The 14,250-nt window shown below is 62.5% G+C and carries 20 protein-coding genes and 1 tRNA gene; 7 read left to right on the plus strand and 14 right to left on the minus strand.

Annotation, left to right across the window (positions count from 1 at the left end; all coding sequences use genetic code 11):
* Window positions 1-177 precede the first annotated feature (177 nt).
* Entirely contained in the window at window positions 178-642 is a 465-nt protein-coding gene (locus tag ACVWZT_RS18835; protein WP_296230705.1) for a GNAT family N-acetyltransferase, read from the plus strand.
* A 51-nt stretch (window positions 643-693) separates the two neighbouring features.
* Here ACVWZT_RS18835 and ACVWZT_RS18840 read toward each other — a convergent pair whose 3' ends face one another.
* From ACVWZT_RS18840 to ACVWZT_RS18855, 4 genes are all read right to left on the minus strand, one after another.
* On the minus strand, window positions 694-930 hold the full coding sequence (locus ACVWZT_RS18840) for a hypothetical protein (protein WP_296230706.1): 237 nt from the start codon (window positions 928-930) through the stop codon (window positions 694-696).
* A 50-nt stretch (window positions 931-980) separates the two neighbouring features.
* Complete coding sequence (locus ACVWZT_RS18845) at window positions 981-1,199, minus strand: hypothetical protein (protein WP_457470752.1); 219 nt, start codon at window positions 1,197-1,199, stop codon at window positions 981-983.
* Between the two features lie 155 nt (window positions 1,200-1,354).
* On the minus strand, window positions 1,355-2,365 hold the full coding sequence (gene adhP / locus ACVWZT_RS18850; RefSeq protein WP_296230709.1) for an alcohol dehydrogenase AdhP: 1,011 nt from the start codon (window positions 2,363-2,365) through the stop codon (window positions 1,355-1,357).
* A 221-nt stretch (window positions 2,366-2,586) separates the two neighbouring features.
* The gene (locus tag ACVWZT_RS18855; protein WP_296230711.1) at window positions 2,587-3,261 is read right to left on the minus strand and encodes a polysaccharide lyase family 7 protein; all 675 of its coding nucleotides are present in this window, start codon (window positions 3,259-3,261) and stop codon (window positions 2,587-2,589) included.
* A gap of 256 nt (window positions 3,262-3,517) precedes the next feature.
* On the opposite strand from ACVWZT_RS18855, the gene ACVWZT_RS18860 reads away from it, so the two are divergent.
* Entirely contained in the window at window positions 3,518-3,715 is a 198-nt protein-coding gene (locus ACVWZT_RS18860) for a hypothetical protein (protein WP_457470754.1), read from the plus strand.
* Window position 3,716: 1 nt separating this feature from the next.
* On the opposite strand, the gene ACVWZT_RS18865 is transcribed toward ACVWZT_RS18860, so the two are convergent.
* Together ACVWZT_RS18865 and ACVWZT_RS18870 are read right to left on the minus strand one after the other, a co-directional pair.
* On the minus strand, window positions 3,717-4,130 hold the full coding sequence (locus ACVWZT_RS18865; RefSeq protein WP_457470755.1) for a DoxX family protein: 414 nt from the start codon (window positions 4,128-4,130) through the stop codon (window positions 3,717-3,719).
* 103 nt (window positions 4,131-4,233) lie between these two features.
* A tRNA-Leu gene (locus tag ACVWZT_RS18870) sits at window positions 4,234-4,318 on the minus strand.
* Between the two features lie 199 nt (window positions 4,319-4,517).
* On the opposite strand from ACVWZT_RS18870, the gene ACVWZT_RS18875 reads away from it, so the two are divergent.
* From ACVWZT_RS18875 to ACVWZT_RS18890, 4 genes are all read left to right on the plus strand, one after another.
* Window positions 4,518-4,793, plus strand: a complete 276-nt coding sequence (locus ACVWZT_RS18875) for a hypothetical protein (protein ID WP_296230715.1) — start codon at window positions 4,518-4,520, stop codon at window positions 4,791-4,793.
* A 97-nt stretch (window positions 4,794-4,890) separates the two neighbouring features.
* A complete protein-coding gene (locus tag ACVWZT_RS18880) occupies window positions 4,891-6,048 on the plus strand; it encodes a two-component system sensor histidine kinase NtrB (protein WP_457470757.1) in 1,158 nt (385 codons plus the stop codon).
* Window positions 6,049-6,053: 5 nt separating this feature from the next.
* Window positions 6,054-7,499: an ATPase domain-containing protein gene (locus ACVWZT_RS18885; protein ID WP_457470758.1), complete on the plus strand. Its 1,446-nt coding sequence runs from the start codon at window positions 6,054-6,056 to the stop codon at window positions 7,497-7,499.
* Window positions 7,500-7,511: 12 nt separating this feature from the next.
* A complete protein-coding gene (locus tag ACVWZT_RS18890) occupies window positions 7,512-7,865 on the plus strand; it encodes a response regulator (protein ID WP_457470760.1) in 354 nt (117 codons plus the stop codon).
* 45 nt (window positions 7,866-7,910) lie between these two features.
* Here ACVWZT_RS18890 and csrA read toward each other — a convergent pair whose 3' ends face one another.
* The 8 genes from csrA to ACVWZT_RS18930 form a co-directional block, all read right to left on the minus strand.
* Entirely contained in the window at window positions 7,911-8,108 is a 198-nt protein-coding gene (gene csrA / locus ACVWZT_RS18895) for a carbon storage regulator CsrA (RefSeq protein ID WP_004375914.1), read from the minus strand.
* Window positions 8,109-8,360: 252 nt separating this feature from the next.
* Window positions 8,361-9,383: a DNA topoisomerase IB gene (locus ACVWZT_RS18900; protein WP_296230719.1), complete on the minus strand. Its 1,023-nt coding sequence runs from the start codon at window positions 9,381-9,383 to the stop codon at window positions 8,361-8,363.
* 57 nt (window positions 9,384-9,440) lie between these two features.
* Window positions 9,441-10,532, minus strand: a complete 1,092-nt coding sequence (modC, locus tag ACVWZT_RS18905) for a molybdenum ABC transporter ATP-binding protein (protein WP_296230721.1) — start codon at window positions 10,530-10,532, stop codon at window positions 9,441-9,443.
* Window position 10,533: 1 nt separating this feature from the next.
* Complete coding sequence (gene modB / locus ACVWZT_RS18910) at window positions 10,534-11,214, minus strand: molybdate ABC transporter permease subunit (protein ID WP_296230723.1); 681 nt, start codon at window positions 11,212-11,214, stop codon at window positions 10,534-10,536.
* Entirely contained in the window at window positions 11,214-11,969 is a 756-nt protein-coding gene (gene modA, locus ACVWZT_RS18915) for a molybdate ABC transporter substrate-binding protein (protein WP_296230724.1), read from the minus strand. Before modA ends, modB begins: the two co-directional genes overlap by 1 nt.
* Window positions 11,970-12,060: 91 nt before the next feature.
* Window positions 12,061-13,149, minus strand: coding sequence for an NAD(P)H-dependent flavin oxidoreductase (locus tag ACVWZT_RS18920; RefSeq protein ID WP_296230725.1), 1,089 nt, complete (start codon window positions 13,147-13,149; stop codon window positions 12,061-12,063).
* A gap of 39 nt (window positions 13,150-13,188) precedes the next feature.
* Window positions 13,189-13,359 carry a hypothetical protein gene (locus tag ACVWZT_RS18925; RefSeq protein WP_170030435.1) on the minus strand — a complete coding sequence of 57 codons (171 nt, stop codon included), beginning with the start codon at window positions 13,357-13,359 and terminating at the stop codon, window positions 13,189-13,191.
* Between the two features lie 6 nt (window positions 13,360-13,365).
* Complete coding sequence (locus tag ACVWZT_RS18930; RefSeq protein WP_004375922.1) at window positions 13,366-13,668, minus strand: DUF1883 domain-containing protein; 303 nt, start codon at window positions 13,666-13,668, stop codon at window positions 13,366-13,368.
* Between the two features lie 160 nt (window positions 13,669-13,828).
* Between ACVWZT_RS18930 and ACVWZT_RS18935 the strand changes: the two genes are divergently transcribed.
* Complete coding sequence (locus ACVWZT_RS18935; RefSeq protein WP_457470763.1) at window positions 13,829-14,188, plus strand: hypothetical protein; 360 nt, start codon at window positions 13,829-13,831, stop codon at window positions 14,186-14,188.
* The last annotated feature ends 62 nt before the right edge of the window (window positions 14,189-14,250 follow it).

Here is a 14,250-nt window from a genome sequence, read left to right on the forward strand (position 1 = left end):
TTGAATTTTTCAAGTACGGCTTTAGAATCACGGCCCGGTCGGCCGGAGCTGCCGACTGTCTTTCTCTCCCATCCGCGAACAAGGAGGTGCCCATGACCCAGTTTCCAATGATGTGTCCGTCAATGAACCGTCAACGAAATCCTGGAGGGGCCGTTGCTGCCCCGCGGAGAACCCAACATGTCTACTCCCTGTCCATCAGTGCTTCTGGTGGCCCTCAGCTCGGCTGAGGAGCAAGCCCAATGCCGTGCCCTGCGGGTACGCGACGAGCAGTCTGACTTCATCGCCAGCAACAGCGAATCGCTGGAACAGGCCGCCGATAGCCCCTGGTGTGAACCCTTGGCCGTGCGTGCGCTGCACAGCGGTGAAATGGTCGGTTTCCTGATGCATGCTCTCGATCCGGATGAGAACAGCCGCTGGATCTATCGCCTGATGATCGACCATCAATATCAGGGGCGTGGTTATGGGCGCGCAGCCTTGCGCGCGCTGCTGGCATACCTGCAACAGCTGCCGGGTGGGCCCGGCGTGGCCCTTGGCGTAGCCCCGGAAAACGTCGCGGCACGACGCCTCTACGCTGGCGAAGGCTTCGTCGAAACTGGCGAAGTGATTGATGACGAGCTGATCATGCGACGAATGTTGGCATGAGCGAAGGCGGGGCGCCCAGGCGTCCCCGCCACCTCGCCTCGTGAGCAAGTGCTAGCCTTCAGGCGGAGTTACCCCACAGACAAATTCATCCGATCCCAAGCGGTGTGAACCAAACTCGACAACATAGCCATGACCACGGCGCTGCGCCTCGGCCGTGGCGGTCTTCTGGTCGGCGTATACATCGACGAAATGCCAGGGATAGCGGTCCCTCAGTACACCCCAGCCAAGCACCCAGCCTTCATTGCCTGGATCGGGTGGCAGGTTCTTCGCCAAGCTGCGGATGCCCATATTTTCACCCCGGTGTGTCCTTCAGGTTTCTGTTTGCAAAACCGCATGGCTCACGGTTTGGGCAGGACCGTATAGGAAGCATCACACTTCGGCTCCAGCAACACCGGCCTGTCGAACAGCATAGTGCCATTGATGATACCGCCGGCTTTCTCCAGACGGGCCCATAACCCCAGGTCATGGATGATTATGCGCGTCGCGGTGTGCGGCTGCTGAAGGCTGAGCTCGTACTCGATTCGCTCAAGCACATCGTTTGCTTCTTCTTCCGTCATGCTGTTCACCCTCTTCGGCTACGTGTCATCCATGCCTGGCTGGTTGCCGGGCAGAAATTCGTACGCTTACCAGAAACTAGAGCCCAGAGCGCGCCGTTGGTTCGCTTTGATCAAGGGGAAGCGTGCGCTGCAGCCACAGCCAGCGCACGCGAACCTCAACCTTCGAACTGAATCACCATACGCCCTTTGATCTTGCCTTCCAGCATCTCCTCGAAGATGTGGTTGATATCTTCGATAGGGCGCAGTGTGACCTTCGGCACCACTTTCCCTTCCGCGGCAAACTGGAAGGCTTCCTGCAAGTCCTGCCGGGTACCAACCAGCGAACCGACCACTTCGATACCGTCCAGCACCAGGCGGGGGATATTCAGGTCCATGGCTTCCGATGGCAGCCCTACTGCCACCAGGCGTCCCCCGGCGCGCAGGGCGTCGACCGCCGAGTTGAAGGCCGCCTTGGCCACTGCAGTCACTACCGCAGCATGGGCGCCCCCGGTCTGTGCCTGGATGACCTTGGCGGTATCTTCGGTGCGTGGGTTGACCACCAGCTCGGCGCCCATTTCGCTGGCGAAGCGCAACTGCTCGTCATTGACATCGATGGCGATCACCCTGGCGTTGAACACGTTCCTGGCATATTGCAGCGCCAGGTTGCCAAGGCCACCGAGGCCGTAGATGGCGATCCACTGGCCGGGGCGGATGTTGGACACCTTCACCGCCTTGTAGGTGGTCACACCGGCACAGGTGATGCTGCTGGCAGCAGCGGAGTCGAGCCCGTCGGGCACCTTGACCGAGTAGTCGGCCTTGACGATGCAGGCTTCGGCCATGCCGCCGTCCACCGTGTAGCCGGCATTCTTCACTTCGCGGCACAGGGTTTCATTGCCGCTATTGCAGTACTCGCAATGGCCGCAACCCTGGTAGAACCAGGCCACGCTGGCCCGGTCGCCTGGCTTGAGCGAGGTGACGCCCGGCCCGACCTCCTGGACCACGCCAATCCCTTCGTGGCCTAGTACCACCCCGGTCTTGTCACCGAAATCGCCATTTTTCACATGCAGGTCGGTGTGGCATACGCCACAGCACTGCATCTTCAGCAGCGCCTCGCCGTGCTCGAGTGGACGCAGGGTTTTCTCCACCACTTCCACGCGACGACCTGGTGCAACAACAGCAGCTTTCATACCAGCCTCCATGTCCTATCCGAATGAGCGGGCTTATCGCCGGGTAAGCATAGCCCTGGGCTGGTACGGTAAAACTGCTTCAGGTCATGGTCTGCGGGCGGATGCATGCCGCAAAAAGAAAAGCCCGCGGCAAAAATGCGGCGGGCTGCAAGAACATAAGGAGCAGGGTTAGTGTGCCCCGCCGCATGTCAGTATTTTGTGAAGCTCAGGTGATGAGAGTGTCACGCATGGCGCAGTTCAAGCTGGCTGATAACGCACACCGAGCCGTCCTCGGCTGGCGTGGTATCGGTATAGTCCACCTGGTTGTACACACCGCCATGGAATTTCAGCGTGCGCGTGGCCCAGCTACTGCTGAGTTGAAGCCCCGAAGTGGTACCTGTGCGGCCATTACAGCTGGCGCTGACCATGCAGGCGCCGTCTCCCGTTACCTCGATGGTGACGTCGAACCGCGCACCTAGCGGGACGTCGGTCAGTACCGTACTGCTGGTTGTCGTGAGCTGGTTGAATTCGGTGCGGAAACCGACGGTGATCCTGGCCTTGTTCCAGAACACTTTGATAGGTGGGCTGTCGTCATCCTTGACGTGCAGCTGGGCTATCACCACTTTCTGAACCAGGTTGACTTTCTGAAGAACCATGGTCTGGTGGTTGCGGTGGCGAGCGGCACTGTTCAACGCCCAATAAACCGGCTCCTTCCATTCACAGCGGGTGCGGTGGGTGCTTTTGCTGGAGGCGCCCTTGGTCGGGGCCGTCAGGCGCACCGAGCCATCACTGAGGCGGGTAACCACCTCGGGCAGCGTCGCCAGCGCCTGGGCGCCGGTCAGTTCCAGCGCTACCGGGTTGGTTGCGGATTTGGCTACAGGGGTAGTGATGATCAGGGTGTCGATGTTTACAGTCATGGATGTTCTCCTTGAAAACAAAGGTCCTGCATCATTTGCGAGCGTGGCCAGCATTGGCAGGGTTCCCTGTGATTTCTCTGCACGGGACGGAGGGAGAACGACGGCCATAAAAAAGCCCGCCGGGAAGGCGGGCAAGCAACGTTTGAAGGGAGAGCCTGCAGAGTGGACCTGGCCGGTTAACCCAGCATTAAACGCTATGCATTGACCTCTGCAACTGTTCGGCCTATATAGGCCTGCCATCCGCCCAGGAGCCAGCATGCACGACGAAGACTACCTGCACGAACCCGAGCATGATCACCTGCTTGATCACGAATTCCTCCATGACCACAGTGAGCCTGAAGCCGACGCCCGAGGCGTCGAGGATGATGTCGAGGAGGATGAAGAAACGCTGGATGACCTCGACGAGGAGGAGCGTGATCACCCAGCCTGGTTCGACGACTGCGAAGAGGAGTGATTCAACGCCGGTCCAGCGAGAAACGGCCGGGGCCGCTCACGACCAGCAGCAACAGGCCGCCCATGATGCCGAGGTTCTTCAGGAACTGGGTCATGTTGGCACTGCGCTCCGGGTCGACCATGTTCCAGAACGGGTGGCCAAGCAGCGCGGTACCGAGCACGAACAGGGCGAACAGGAAGGCCAGCGGCCGGGTATAGAAACCAAGGATCAGCAGAATGCCGACAACGAACTCCATGACCACGGCGACTGCTGCGGCCAGCGTTGGGGCAGGGGCGCCCAGTGAGGTCATGTAGCCGACCGTGCCTTCGAAACCGGTCAGCTTGCCCCAGCCAGACAAGATGAACAGCACCATCAGCAGTATGCGGGCGATCAGTAGCAGGGTGTCGCGTTGACCATCGAACAGTGAGTAGCGCATGGCGGCGCTCCAGTGAACCCGTTTAAGCTCACTCTAGCAGTTGCGCCACGGATTGCTGGCGGGCAATAAAAAGGCGCCCTAAAGGCGCCTTTTCAAAGAAATTTGGTGCGAGTGGCGGGACTCGAACCCGCAAGGCTCACGCCGACAGATTTTAAGTCTGCTGTGTATACCAATTCCACCACACTCGCACGTTTGAAGGGGTCGCGACGACCGGCTCGCTTCTAAGCAGAAGGGCTTCGCAATCAAGCGCGCTTTATAACCCATCGTTATAGTTGAGTCAACCGCAGCGCCTATGATCAATAGAGAAGGTGTCGATCGAAGGGGTAATTGACACCTTGTTGTCATTGCGCCACTTTCCCCCCGCCTGGATCCAATGAGCGTGCAGCAATGACTCAGCCCAATGTTTCGCAGCCTAACGTGTGCCCACGGCTGTTTTGGCGCCTGGTGTTCGCGCAGATGCTTGTCTTGAGCGCATTCCTGTATATTTCGCTGATCAGCCTCGGTGTTTACCTGCTGATGCTGGGGTTCGATGCCGAACAGGCCCAGCCGCAGCAATGGGTGGCCCTGGCCGGTGGTGGCTTCATATTGCTGGTCAGCCTGTGGCTGATCGAAGTGACGATGCCGTGGTGCATTGGCCCGGCAGCGATTGATTCCGAGCGCTGAGCTTAACCCTTCACCTGGGACAGTCACATGAATGCTGGCTGGTGCTCGCGCTCGGCCAAGCCGGTTTTCCCTTTCCTGTCGTACCGGTGGAGTTTGCATGGTTTCAACCGACTGTTTCGAACCCGTGATGCCTGACCACCGCTATGAGCAGTTGGTCCAGTCGGTGGTGGATTACGCCATCTACATGATCGACCCGTCGGGCCATGTGGTGTCATGGAATGCTGGTGCGCAACGCATCAAGGGCTACCGTGCCGATGAGGTGATCGGCCAGCATTTTTCGGTGTTCTTTACTCCCCAGGATTGTGCCGAAGGCCGCCCGGAACGCTTGCTGCGCCAGGCGCTGGAGCAGGGCGGGGCACAGGACGAAGGCTGGCGGGTGCGCAAGGATGGCACGCAGTTCTGGGCCTTGGCCGTGCTGCATGTGATCCACGATGACCAAGGCCAGGTGGTTGTCGTGGCCAAGGTGATCCGGGACATCACCGACCGCCGCGAGGCGGCGCAGCAACTGGATGCGGTACGTGCCCAGCTGTTTCAGGCACAGAAGCTGGAGGCACTCGGCCAGTTGACCGGTGGCCTGGCCCATGACTTCAACAACCTGTTGACCATCATCCTCAGCTCGGCGCACCTGGCCCTGTCCACCAAGGACCCGGCGCGCGCCCAACGCATGCTGCAGCACATTGTCGATGCCGGGCAGCGCGGCACTGAGCTGACCCAGCAATTGCTCAGCTTTGCTCGCCATCGCAAGCTCGACGTGACCCGGGTCGCCCCGGCCAACCTGATCGACGCCACCCGCGGTCTGCTGGAGCATGCGCTGCCAGATTCGATCGAACTGACGGTGTTGGTGCAACCCGACCTGCCGCTGATCGAGATCGACGCCGGGCAGTTGCAGATGGTGCTGCTCAACCTGCTGTTCAATGCCCGCGATGCCATTGCCGGGCCGGGCCGGATCGGCTTGACGGTCGACGTGGTCGAACTGGCCGGCGAGGTCGAAGGGCTGTGCGGTGGTTTCGTGCGTTTCGAGGTGGAAGACAGCGGCGAGGGTATTGCGCCAGCGGTACTGCCGCGCATCTTCGAGCCGTTCTTCACCACCAAACCGTTTGGCAAGGGCACAGGCCTGGGCCTTTGCCAGGTGTACGGTTTTGCCAGGCAGAGCGGCGGCGCGATCTGCGTGAAAAGCGAACCCGGCCAGGGAACTTGCATGCAGCTTTACTTGCCAATCTATCAGGCTCCGGCAGACAGCCAACTCGACAGGTAGACACCATGGCTCAGGCACTCAGGCGGCTGAAGACCAGCATCGAAGGGCTCGATGCGTTGCTCAAGGGTGGCCTGGTGGCCGGTGCGTCCTACATCATTCAGGGGCCGCCGGGGGCCGGCAAGACCATTCTCGCCAACCAGCTGGCCTGCGGGCATGTGCGCGGCGGCGGCCGTGTGCTGGTGGCGACCCTGCTGAGCGAGTCGCACGAGCGGCTGTTCCAGTACCTGGCGACCCTGGAATTCTTCGACCCGGCGCTGGTCGGCGACCCGATCCAGTTCGTCAGTGCCTTTGACGCCCTGGAACAGGAAGGCCTCGACGCGGTGGTACGGCTGCTGCGTCAGGAAATCGCCCGCCAGCAGGCCAGCCTGCTGATCGTCGATGGCGTGCTCAATGCCCGGGTCCGCGCGGAAACCACCCTGGACACCAAGAAGTTCGTCTCCGAACTGCAGGGCCATGCGGCCTTTGCCGGCTGTACCGTGCTGCTGCTGACCAGTGCCCGGCTGGAAGAAGGCAGCCCGGAGCACACCATGGTCGACGGCGTGATCGAACTGGGCGAGCAACTGTGCGGCAGCCGTGCCGTGCGCCATATCCAGCTGCGCAAGACGCGCGGCAGTGGGGCATTGTCGGGGCGCCACGAATGCCTTATCGATGAAGCCGGCATGCATGTCTACCCGCGCCTGGAGGCGCTGTTCAGTCACCCCAGCAATGCTGGCAGCGCTACCCGCGAGCGTGTCAGCAGCGGGGTGGAAACCCTCGATGAAATGCTCGGTGGTGGCCTCGCCACCGGCTCGGTGAGCTTGCTGATCGGGCCCTCCGGCATTGGCAAGACCTCGTTGGGCCTGGCCTTCCTCGGTGCCAGCAGCCCGCAGGCACCGGGGCTGCATTTCGGCTTCTACGAAACGCCCGAGCGGCTGCGTAACAAGGCTGCGTCGCTGGGGCACGACTTTGTCGCGATGGAGCAGGCCGGCAGCCTGCAGCTGTGCTGGCAGCCGACTACCGAGGGCTTGCTCGACCAGGTCGGGGCGCGCCTGCTGGAGCGTGTCGAGGCACAAGGCAGCAAACGCGTGCTGATCGATAGCCTGGGGGCGTTCAGCCGCCTGGCCACCGACCCGGCGCGGCTCAATGCATTTTTCCGCGCGTTGACCGGCGAGCTGCGCGCGCGTGACGTCAGCGTGATGCTGACCTGGGAAATGCGCGATATCTTCGGCGCGGAAATCAGTGCCCCCGCGCCGGACCTGTCGAGCATCGTCGACAACCTGATGCTGATGCGTTTCGTCGAGCTGCAATCGCAGTTGCGGCGGATGCTGTCGATCCTCAAGGTGCGTGACAGCCACCACGACCCTGCCTTGCACGAGCTGCAGATCGGTTCACATGGCATTACCTTGCGCAAGGCGTTCGAAGGCGCCTGTGGTGTGCTTTCGGGAACGCCGGTGCCACAGGGAAGTGGCTGACGGGACGGCCCCATGAACACCATCCTGATCGTCGATGACGAGTACCTGATTGCCGACATCCTTGGTTTCGCCCTGGAGGATGAAGGTTTTCTGGTGGAGAAGGCGAGCAACGGCTGCAAGGCGCTGGAAGCGCTGAAGGAAAAGCGCGTTCAGCTGGTGATCACCGACTACATGATGCCGCTGCTCAATGGCGAGGAGCTGGTGCGCTCGATGCGCGAAGACCCGGCCCTGAGCGGCTTGCCGGTCATTCTCATGAGTGGCGCGCAAGCCAACCAAGGCTGCCCGGACCTGTTTGCCGCAGTGTTCGACAAACCGTTCGACATGGACTGTATGATCGCCAAGGTACGCGAGCTGCTGGGCGCCTGAAGCGCGGGGCGATCAAGCGCATCCGTGCGGCTCGAGGCAGGTCGTTCAGTGTGAGTCGTCGTGCTTCTCCGGGGCTGGGCTGCCGGCCTGGATACGCTTGAAGATCTCTTCGCGATGGACCTGGACATCTTTCGGTGCATCGATACCGATCCTCACCTGCATCCCCTTGACGCCCAGAATGGTGACTTTGATGTCATCATTGATGACGATGCTTTCGCCAACCTTACGGGTGAGTATCAGCATGTAGTTCTCCTTGGTAATTAAAAGTCCGTCGGGCTAGTTGCCACGGCGGCGGGAGCTGGTCCCTCTTCCTTCTCATTAAAGACGCTTTCGGCGGATAGTAATTCCCCGACAGACAAATTCTGTTGCGTGCTTTCAGTCGCAGGTGCCGAAGCAAACCGCCAGGGGTTTGTCGGCCAAGGTGCTCGCTGGCAAGAATAGGGGGCTTGGTGGCCAATGGGAAATTTCTTCGCATCATGGACTGAATAGACCGGGTTAATGGTCCTGCTGTTCCGCCAGTGCTTGAAGAAATACCAGCAATGCCACTTCTTCGCGGTCCAGGCCTTTGCGCAGTCGGCTTTTTGGCAAGTTGGCCAGGCGCCCCGCAGCAAAGTGTTCAAGTACCGCCGGGTGGATGTAGCAGCGCCTGCACACGGCCGGTGTGTTGCCCAGGCGCGTGGCGACCTGGCGGACGATGGCACTGACCTGGCGCCTGGCTTCGCTTTCGGGTTCCCAGGCCAGGGGCCGCAGCAACTCCAGGGCCAGGCGGCTGCCGGCCCAGGTGCGGTAGTCCTTGGCGGTGAAATCGGCACCGGTCAACTGTTGCAGGAACTGGTTGACCTCGCTGGAGCCGACGCTATGCCGTTGGCCATTCTCATCCAGGTACTGGAACAGCGACTGGCCAGGCAGCTCCATGCAGCGCTTGAGCAGGTTGGCCAGGCGCCGGTCGTTGAGGGTGACGTTGTGTTCGACACCACGCTTGCCACGGAACTGGAAACGAATGGTACTGCCCTTGACCTGCACGTGGCGGTTGCGCAAGGTGGTCAACCCGTAAGACTTGTTGTCACGCAGGTAGCGTTGGTTGCCGATGCGGATCAGGGTGTGGTCCAGCAGGCTGACCACCAGGGCCATGACCTTTTCCCGATCCAGGCCCGGGCGGGCAAGGTGCGCCTCCAGCTGCTTGCGCAGCTTGGGCAAGGCCTGGGCGAAGGCCAGCATGCGCCCGTACTTGTGCTGGTCGCGGGTTTCCCGCCACTGTGCATGGTAGCGGTACTGCTTGCGGCCACGCGCATCGCGCCCCGTCGCTTGCAGGTGGCCCTGCGGGTCGGCACAGATCCAGACATCGGTGTAGGCCGGGGGTATCACCAGCGCAGCGATGCGTGCCAAGGTGTCCGGGTCACGCACCCGGCGGCCTTCGGCGTCCAGGTAGATGAAGCGGTCGCGCCAGCGTCGGCGGGTCAGGCCGGGCTGGCTGTCATCGACGTAATGCAGTGTGGCGGGAAGCGGGCAGTCGAGCATCGGCAGCAGGCCTCGATCAGGTGACTGATCAATGGACAGCGGCCATGCGGCGGATGCTCAGCCCAGCAAGGCCACCGACTTGATCTGGGCAAACAGCACCTGGCCCGGGTGCAGGCCGAGCTGGTCTGCCGAGAAGCGGGTGATCCGCGCCAGCAGGGCATTGCCGTCGGCATCCAGGCTGACCAGCACATGGGCCGGGTTGGCCGCCGCCCGGCTTGCGCACACGCGCACCGGCAGGCGGTTGAGGATGCTCGATGTGCCATCGGCAGTCAGCGCAAGGCTGATGTCACGCGCCTGCACTTTGACCCGCAAGGTGCTGCCGATCACCTGGGCCGGGTGGGCGATGCGCAGCAGCGGCCCATTGTTGCCGGGCAGGCGTAGGCTGAGCAGGTCGTAGTGTGGATCGTGGCCCACCACCAGGCCGTCGAACACCACGCCGGCGTCCTCGCCCTGGGCCAGCGACAGGTCGAGCCGGGCCAGCGTCTCGCCGACCGGGCCGCTGGCCACCGCCTGACCTTGTTCCAGCAATACCAGGTGGTCGGCCAGCCGCGCCACTTCGTCCTGGGCATGGCTGACATACACCAGGGGGATGTCCAGCTCGCCGTGCAGGCGTTCCAGGTAGGGCAGGATCTCGCGCTTGCGTGGCCCGTCCAGCGCCGCCAGCGGCTCGTCCATCAACAGCAGGCGCGGGCTGCTCAGCAGGGCGCGGGCGATGCCCACCCGCTGTGCCTCGCCCCCCGACAAGGTTGCAGGCCGGCGTGCCAGCAAATGGCCTATGCCCAGCAATTGGCAGGCCTGCTCCAGGCTGACCTTGCGTTCGGCAGGGGCCACCCGGCGCCAGCCGAACTCCAGGTTGCCACGCACCGACAGGTGCGGGAACAGGCTGGCCTCCTGGAATACATAGCCTACCGGGCGCAGGTGCGGCGGTCGGAAGTAGCCGCGAGCACTGTCTTCCCAGACTTCGCCATTGACCTCGATATAGGCACTGGCGGCCCGTTCCAGCCCGGCCAGGCATCGCAGGCAGCTGGTCTTGCCAGAGCCCGAGTGGCCGAACAGTGCGCTGATACCGCGCCCCGGCAGGTGCAGGCCGACATCCAGGGTGAAGTCGTCGCGGGCCAGTTTCAGGCGTACCACAATCGAACCGCTCATTTCAGCTCCAGCCAGCTTTGCCGCGGCGTCCAGCGTACAGCAGGAGCAGCACCAGGAAAGAGAACAGCAGCATGGCGCCAGCCAGCCAGTGCGCTTGCGTATAGGCCATGGCCTCGACGTGGTCGAAGATCTGCACCGAGACCACGCGGGTCTTGTCCGGGATATTGCCGCCGATCATCAACACCACGCCGAACTCGCCCACGGTATGGGCGAAGCCGAGGATGCTGGCGGTGATGAAGCCCGGGCGAGCCAGCGGCAGCACCACGTGGACGAAGCTATCCCAGGGGCTGGCGCGCAGCGTGGCGGCCACTTCCAGCGGGCGCTGGCCGATCGCGGCAAAGGCGTTCTGCAGCGGCTGGACCACGAACGGCATGGAGTAGATCACCGAGCCGATCACCAGGCCACTGAAGCTGAACACTACGCTGCCCAGGCCCAGTGCCTGGGTTGCCTGGCCCAGCCAACCCTGCGGGCCGAGGGCGATCAGCAGGTAGAAACCGATTACCGTGGGTGGCAACACCAGCGGCAAGGCCACCACGGCACCCACCGGGCCACGCAGCCATGAACGCGTGCGCGCCAGCCACCAGGCGATCGGCGTGCCGACGATCAGCAGAATCAGGGTGGTCAGGCTGGCCAGTTTCACGGTCAGCCAGATAGCCCCCAGGTCACTGGCGTCCAGCGGCATCAGATTTCATACCCGTAGGCTTTGATCACTGCTGCGGCCTTCGGGCCCTTCAGGTACTCGACCAACGCCTTGGCGGCGGGGTTGTCCTTGCCTTTTGCAAGGATCACCGCGTCCTGGCGAATGGGCGCATGCAAGGACGATGGCACGATCCACGCCGAACCGCTTTCGACCTTGCCGTCCTTGTAGATTTGCGACAGGGCCACGAAGCCCAGCTCGGCGTTGCCGGTGGAGACGAACTGGAACGCCTGGGTGATGTTCTGCCCCTCCACCAGCTTCGGCCGGGTGGCCTCGGTCAGCTTCAGCTTGTCCAGCACCTGCAGGGCAGCCACGCCGTACGGTGCGGTTTTCGGGTTGGCAATCGACAGGTGCTGGTACTGGTTCTTCTGCAGCACCTGGCCTTGGCTGTCGACGTAGCCTGGCTTGGCTGACCACAGGGCCAGGGTGCCGATGGCGTAGGTGAAGCGCGAGCCCGGGACGATGGCCTTTTCCGCCTCGAGCCTGGCCGGCGTACTGTCGTCGGCGGCGAGGAATACTTCGAATGGCGCGCCATTGCTGATCTGCGCGTAGAACTGCCCGGTAGCGCCATAGGCAGCGATCAGCTTGTGGCCGGTATCCTTCTGGAAGTCCCGGGCGATGGCCTGTATGGGGGCTGTGAAGTTCGCTGCGACCGCGACCTGGACCTCATCGGCCCAGGCAGTGTTGTAGGCAAGCAGGCTGGCCAGGGTGGTGGCTAGGTAGGGAAGGCGGTTACGCATGAACGCAGCTCCTCGGGTTATCGTTATATTGATAACTATATAGCGATGGGCCGCAGGTCTGAAAGAGGCAAAAAGCGCGGGTCAGGCTTGCTCAGGAAAATGCCGCTGGCCCGACCATGGCCAGTGCTTTCTCGGCAATTTCGCGGGTCAACTCGCCCGCCGGCCGGTGCCGGCCCAGGCGCAATGCCTGCCCCGACCACAGGTTGCTGAAATCGCTGATGCCCTGCGGGTCGGTGATCGCGCGCAACGGCATCAGTGCGCCACCGGCCAGCGGGAAGCGCGGTGCCAGCTCGCTCATCGGCCCCAGCTCGCGCATGATGCGGTTGTTGATACCGCGCGCCGGGCGGCCGGTGAACAGGTTGGTCAGCGCTGTATCGCTGGCAGATGCCGTGTCCAGGGCCTGGCGATGCGCCAGCGAAACCTTGGCCTCGGGGCAGAACAGGTACGCCGTTCCGATCTGTACCGCCGAGGCACCCAGGGCCAGTGCTGCGGCCAGGCCGCGGTGGTCGCCAATGCCGCCGGCGGCAATCACCGGCACGCGGACCGCGTCGGCCACCTGTGGCACCAGGGCGAAGGTACCGATCTGGCTGGTGATGTCGTCGCTGAGGAACATGCCGCGATGGCCGCCCGCTTCATAGCCCATGGCGATGATCGCGTCACAGCCGTGCTGCTCCAGCCACAAGGCTTCTTCCACGGTAGTGGCACTGGACAGCACCTTGGCACCGCTGGCCTTGACCCGTTGCAGCAGGTCGGTACGGGGCAGGCCGAAATGGAAACTCACCACCTCCGGGCGCAGCTGTTCGACCAGCTGGCAGCTCTGTTCGTCGAAAGGTGCGCGGTTGGACACCGGTGTGGGGGCTGCGAAATCCGCCCCTACTTCCCGGTAATACGGTTCGAGCGCCTGTTTCCAGCGGGCATCGCGTTCGGCATCGGGCGCAGGTGGCTGGTGGCAGAAGAAGTTCAGGTTCAGCGAGCGGCCCGGGCAGGCGGCCCGGAAGGCGGCGATGTCGTCGCGCACCTGGTCAGCCGTGAGCATGGCGCAGGGCAGGGCCCCCAGCCCGCCCGCCAGGCCCACCGCAATGGCCATGGGCGCACCGCTCGCCCCCGCCATCGGCGCCTGGAGGATGGGCAATTCAACGCCCAGCAGGTCGAGGATGCGGCGGTCGGGCCAGTGGCTCATGCGGTTCTCCTTGCTTGGGCGATGCAATGGGGGCGGGGCTTACAAGGCTTTGCTGACCTGGATGTCGCTGATCTTCTCGGCGTCTTCACCGTGGATCTTGCGCAGGGCTTCCAGGGCTTGTTCGAGGGAAGCGTCGGGCATCTGCGCGAAGTCCCAGCGGCGCTGGCCGTCGAGTTTGTATTTGATGACGTACTTGATGGTCTGGGTCATGGGGCCTTACCTGAGTTTCGACGACGAACGACGGACAATCTTGATCTTGTGGGTCAAGGTCGGCTTGCGGGTGACCGAGATCGGACGGGTGGTCACGGTATCGATGGTGATGTTCCAGAAGCCGGTACTGGGCACGGTGATCTTCGCCGGGAACTTGTCGAAATGGCCGCCGTGGTAGGTGTGACGGCCGCCATTCTTGAAGCTGCGGAAGTTGGCGTCGTTCATCAGGCGGATGTTGCAGCGCTGGGAGCACTCGATGACGACGATGTCGTCCTCGTTCAGGTGCTCGCGCTGGTGTACGAATTTCATGTGATGCTCCGCAAGGATTGGTTCTGCAAAGGCAAACGATACCATGATGTCGGGTTACACTGCCGCGCTGTTCAGCCAGGCGCAGATAAATCTGCCAAAGCAGGGAGCAAAACCGCCTGGCAGTGGTCGAAGCGGATTCTTGATGGCAGAGGTGCTGCAAATGAAGTGGATGGTGGCGGCGTTGGCGGTAACGCTGGGTGGCTGCGTGAGTGTCGCGGAGCTGGAACAATCGCATGAAACACTGGACGTGATTTCCGGCAAATCCCCGCGCGAGTATGCCGATTGCGTCAAGCACAAGCTGGCCGAAACGCGCGACCCGCTGGTGGAAGAGCAGCGGGGCGATGGCCTGCGGCTGATCGTACCGCAGAAGATCAGCTCCGGCGTCGGCCCGGCGGCGCTGATTGACATCGACAAGCGTGGCAGCGGCAGCAGCATCAAGCTACACGAACGGTTGAACAACTTCCCGCTGCGCCTGGGCGACGTACGCACCGCAGCCACGCAATGCATCTCCGGAAGTTGATCCAGGGCAACTGATCTCGCTCCTTTTGCTTATATGTTTTAGGCCTAAGCATATAACAATAG

It is taken from the genome of Pseudomonas sp. TE21394 (genome assembly GCF_054057835.1).

Bases quoted from the DNA above. Each gene is read 5' to 3' on its own strand.
- ACVWZT_RS18925 (WP_170030435.1), bottom strand. From the start codon at position 13,359: ATGACCCAGACCATCAAGTACGTCATCAAATACAAACTCGACGGCCAG.
- ACVWZT_RS18885 (WP_457470758.1), top strand. From the start codon at position 6,054: ATGGCTCAGGCACTCAGGCGGCTGAAGACCAGCATCGAAGGGCTCGAT.
- ACVWZT_RS18840 (WP_296230706.1), bottom strand. From the start codon at position 930: ATGGGCATCCGCAGCTTGGCGAAGAACCTGCCACCCGATCCAGGCAAT.
- ACVWZT_RS18860 (WP_457470754.1), top strand. From the start codon at position 3,518: ATGCACGACGAAGACTACCTGCACGAACCCGAGCATGATCACCTGCTT.
- modA (WP_296230724.1), bottom strand. From the start codon at position 11,969: ATGCGTAACCGCCTTCCCTACCTAGCCACCACCCTGGCCAGCCTGCTT.
- ACVWZT_RS18890 (WP_457470760.1), top strand. From the start codon at position 7,512: ATGAACACCATCCTGATCGTCGATGACGAGTACCTGATTGCCGACATC.
- ACVWZT_RS18900 (WP_296230719.1), bottom strand. From the start codon at position 9,383: ATGCTCGACTGCCCGCTTCCCGCCACACTGCATTACGTCGATGACAGC.
- adhP (WP_296230709.1), bottom strand. From the start codon at position 2,365: ATGAAAGCTGCTGTTGTTGCACCAGGTCGTCGCGTGGAAGTGGTGGAG.
- modB (WP_296230723.1), bottom strand. From the start codon at position 11,214: ATGCCGCTGGACGCCAGTGACCTGGGGGCTATCTGGCTGACCGTGAAA.
- csrA (WP_004375914.1), bottom strand. From the start codon at position 8,108: ATGCTGATACTCACCCGTAAGGTTGGCGAAAGCATCGTCATCAATGAT.
- ACVWZT_RS18835 (WP_296230705.1), top strand. From the start codon at position 178: ATGTCTACTCCCTGTCCATCAGTGCTTCTGGTGGCCCTCAGCTCGGCT.
- ACVWZT_RS18875 (WP_296230715.1), top strand. From the start codon at position 4,518: ATGACTCAGCCCAATGTTTCGCAGCCTAACGTGTGCCCACGGCTGTTT.
- ACVWZT_RS18935 (WP_457470763.1), top strand. From the start codon at position 13,829: ATGAAGTGGATGGTGGCGGCGTTGGCGGTAACGCTGGGTGGCTGCGTG.
- ACVWZT_RS18930 (WP_004375922.1), bottom strand. From the start codon at position 13,668: ATGAAATTCGTACACCAGCGCGAGCACCTGAACGAGGACGACATCGTC.
- ACVWZT_RS18880 (WP_457470757.1), top strand. From the start codon at position 4,891: ATGGTTTCAACCGACTGTTTCGAACCCGTGATGCCTGACCACCGCTAT.
- ACVWZT_RS18855 (WP_296230711.1), bottom strand. From the start codon at position 3,261: ATGACTGTAAACATCGACACCCTGATCATCACTACCCCTGTAGCCAAA.
- ACVWZT_RS18920 (WP_296230725.1), bottom strand. From the start codon at position 13,149: ATGAGCCACTGGCCCGACCGCCGCATCCTCGACCTGCTGGGCGTTGAA.
- modC (WP_296230721.1), bottom strand. From the start codon at position 10,532: ATGAGCGGTTCGATTGTGGTACGCCTGAAACTGGCCCGCGACGACTTC.
- ACVWZT_RS18865 (WP_457470755.1), bottom strand. From the start codon at position 4,130: ATGCGCTACTCACTGTTCGATGGTCAACGCGACACCCTGCTACTGATC.
- ACVWZT_RS18845 (WP_457470752.1), bottom strand. From the start codon at position 1,199: ATGACGGAAGAAGAAGCAAACGATGTGCTTGAGCGAATCGAGTACGAG.